Below are 3836 nucleotides of genomic sequence, written 5' to 3'. Positions count from 1 at the left end.
GCCCTTCGGGGTGATGGGGACTCACGGGAGACTGCCGGGGTCAACTCGGAGGAAGGTGGGGACGACGTCAAGTCATCATGCCCCTTATGTCTTGGGCTGCACACGTGCTACAATGGCCGGTACAATGAGCTGCGATACCGCGAGGTGGAGCGAATCTCAAAAAGCCGGTCTCAGTTCGGATTGGGGTCTGCAACTCGACCCCATGAAGTCGGAGTCTCTAGTAATCGCAGATCAGCATTGCTGCGGTGAATACGTTCCCGGGCCTTGTACACACCGCCCGTCACGTCACGAAAGTCGGTAACACCCGAAGCCGGTGGCCCAACCCCTTGTGGGAGGGAGTCGTCGAAGGTGGGACTGGCGATTGGGACGAAGTCGTAACAAGGTAGCCGTACCGGAAGGTGCGGCTGGATCACCTCCTTTCTAAGGAGCACATGGCCGGATGCGAGCGAGTGTCTCGCACGGTTGCTCATGGGTGGAACGTTGACTATTCAGTACGGCTTGTGAGGCCGGCAAGTACAACCCTGCAAGGGGAGTGGAAAGCTGGTGGATCGGGTGGTGCTGGGCACGCTGTTGGGTCCTGAGGGAATGAGAGTTTCCTCTGTTGGTGACCAGCCTCACTAAGAGTGCTTTCGAGTGCTTGCGGTGGGGGATGGGTCGTTGTTTGAGAACTGCATAGTGGACGCGAGCATCTGTGGCCAAGTTTTTAAGGGCGCACGGTGGATGCCTTGGCACCAGGAACCGATGAAGGACGTGGGAGGCCGCGATAGGCCCCGGGGAGCTGTCAACCGAGCTGTGATCCGGGGGTGTCCGAATGGGGAAACCCGGCAGTCGTCATGGGCTGTCACCCATGCCTGAACACATAGGGCATGTGGAGGGAACGCGGGGAAGTGAAACATCTCAGTACCCGCAGGAAGAGAAAACAACCGTGATTCCGGGAGTAGTGGCGAGCGAAACCGGATGAGGCTAAACCGTATGTGTGTGATACCCGGCAGGGGTTGCGCATACGGGGTCGTGGGAGTGCACTTGATCAGTCTGCCGGCTGGTCGGCGAGTCAGAAACCGTTGATGTAGGCGAAGGGCATGCGAAAGGCCCGGCGTAGAGGGTAAGACCCCCGTAGCTGAAACATTGACGGCTTGCTTGTGTATTTCCCAAGTAGCACGGGGCCCGAGAAATCCCGTGTGAATCTGGCGGGACCACCCGCTAAGCCTAAATATTCCCTGGTGACCGATAGCGGATAGTACCGTGAGGGAATGGTGAAAAGTACCGCGGGAGCGGAGTGAAATAGTACCTGAAACCGTGTGCCTACAAGCCGTGGGAGCGTCGGAATGAGACTTGTTCTTGTTCTCGTGACTGCGTGCCTTTTGAAGAATGAGCCTGCGAGTTTGCGGTGTGTTGCGAGGTTAACCCGTGTGGGGTAGCCGTAGCGAAAGCGAGTCCGAATAGGGCGTCTGAGTAGCACGCTCAAGACCCGAAGCGGAGTGATCTAGCCATGGGCAGGGTGAAGCGGAGGTAAGACTTCGTGGAGGCCCGAACCCACCAGGGTTGAAAACCTGGGGGATGACCTGTGGTTAGGGGTGAAAGGCCAATCAAACTCCGTGATAGCTGGTTCTCCCCGAAATGCATTTAGGTGCAGCGTCGTGTGTTTCTTGCCGGAGGTAGAGCACTGGATAGGCGATGGGCCCTACCGGGTTACTGACCTTAGCCAAACTCCGAATGCCGGTAAGTGAGAGCGCGGCAGTGAGACTGTGGGGGATAAGCTCCATGGTCGAGAGGGAAACAGCCCAGAGCATCGACTAAGGCCCCTAAGCGTATGCTAAGTGGGAAAGGATGTGGAGTCGCACAGACAACCAGGAGGTTGGCTTAGAAGCAGCCACCCTTGAAAGAGTGCGTAATAGCTCACTGGTCAAGTGATTCCGCGCCGACAATGTAGCGGGGCTCAAGTATACCGCCGAAGTCGTGTCATTGCAGCACATACCCCCAACGGGGGCTGTGATGGGTAGGGGAGCGTCGTGTGCCGGGTGAAGCAGCGCCGGAAGGCAGTTGTGGACGGTTCACGAGTGAGAATGCAGGCATGAGTAGCGATTCACACGTGGGAAACGTGTGCGCCGATTGACTAAGGGTTCCTGGGTCAAGCTGATCTGCCCAGGGTAAGTCGGGACCTAAGGCGAGGCCGACAGGCGTAGTCGATGGATAACCGGTTGATATTCCGGTACCCGCTGTGAAGCGTCAAACATTGAATCCTCTGATGCTAAGGCCGTGAAGCCGCCTGCTGAGTCTTCGGACAAGGTGGGAGTGGTGGAGCCGCTGAACCAAGGTGGTAGTAGGTGAGTGATGGGGTGACGCAGGAAGGTAGTCCATCCCGGGCGGTGGTAGTCCCGGGGTAAGGGTGTAGGCAGTGTGATAGGCAAATCCGTCACATATTAATGCTGAGACCTGATGCCGAGCCGATTGTGGTGAAGTGGATGATCCTATGCTGTCGAGAAAAGCCTCTAGCGAGTTTTACGGCGGCCCGTACCCTAAACCGACTCAGGTGGTCAGGTAGAGAATACCGAGGCGTTCGGGTGAACTATGGTTAAGGAACTCGGCAAAATGCCCCCGTAACTTCGGGAGAAGGGGGGCCATTCCTGGTGATGATCTTTACGGTCTGAGCTGGGGGTGGCCGCAGAGACCAGCGAGAAGCGACTGTTTACTAAAAACACAGGTCCGTGCGAAGCCGTAAGGCGATGTATACGGACTGACGCCTGCCCGGTGCTGGAACGTTAAGGGGACCGGTTAGTCATAATTCGTTGTGGCGAAGCTGAGAACTTAAGCGCCAGTAAACGGCGGTGGTAACTATAACCATCCTAAGGTAGCGAAATTCCTTGTCGGGTAAGTTCCGACCTGCACGAATGGCGTAACGACTTCTCGACTGTCTCAACCATAGGCCCGGTGAAATTGCATTACGAGTAAAGATGCTCGTTTCGCGCAGCAGGACGGAAAGACCCCGGGACCTTTACTATAGTTTGATATTGGTGTTCGGTTCGGCTTGTGTAGGATAGGTGGGAGACTGTGAAGTCACGGCGCCAGCCGTGGTGGAGTCATTGTTGAAATACCACTCTGGTCGTGCTGGATGTCTAACCTGGGTCCGTGATCCGGATCAGGGACAGTGTCTGATGGGTAGTTTAACTGGGGCGGTTGCCTCCTAAAGAGTAACGGAGGCGCCCAAAGGTTCCCTCAGCCTGGTTGGCAATCAGGTGTTGAGTGTAAGTGCACAAGGGAGCTTGACTGTGAGACTGACGGGTCGAGCAGGAGCGAAAGCTGGGACTAGTGATCCGGCGGTGGCTTGTGGAAGCGCCGTCGCTCAACGGATAAAAGGTACCCCGGGGATAACAGGCTGATCTTCCCCAAGAGTCCATATCGACGGGATGGTTTGGCACCTCGATGTCGGCTCGTCGCATCCTGGGGCTGGAGTCGGTCCCAAGGGTTGGGCTGTTCGCCCATTAAAGCGGTACGCGAGCTGGGTTTAGAACGTCGTGAGACAGTTCGGTCCCTATCCGCTGCGCGCGTAGGAGTTTTGAGAAGGGCTGTCCCTAGTACGAGAGGACCGGGACGGACGGACCTCTGGTGTGCCAGTTGTTCTGCCAAGGGCATGGCTGGTTGGCTACGTTCGGGAGGGATAACCGCTGAAAGCATCTAAGCGGGAAGCCTGCTTCGAGATGAGAACTCCCACCCCCTTTGAGGGGTTAAGGCTCCCAGTAGACGACTGGGTTGATAGGCCGGAAATGGAAGCACTGCAAGGTGTGGAGTTGACCGGTACTAATAGGCCGAGGGCTTGTCCTCAGTTGCTCGCGTCCACT

2 rRNA genes are annotated in these 3836 nt (G+C 56.9%); both read left to right on the top strand.

Annotation, left to right across the window (positions count from 1 at the left end):
• Positions 1–420, top strand: a 16S ribosomal RNA gene (locus tag POF43_RS34280); the annotation flags it as partial.
• Positions 421–693: 273 nt separating this feature from the next.
• A 23S ribosomal RNA gene (locus POF43_RS34275) occupies positions 694–3819 on the top strand.
• The last annotated feature ends 17 nt before the right edge of the window (positions 3820–3836 follow it).

Source organism: Streptantibioticus silvisoli (assembly GCF_027947535.2).
Classification (GTDB): domain Bacteria; phylum Actinomycetota; class Actinomycetes; order Streptomycetales; family Streptomycetaceae; genus Streptantibioticus_C; species Streptantibioticus_C silvisoli.
This window is presented reverse-complemented; position numbering and strand designations above follow the sequence as displayed.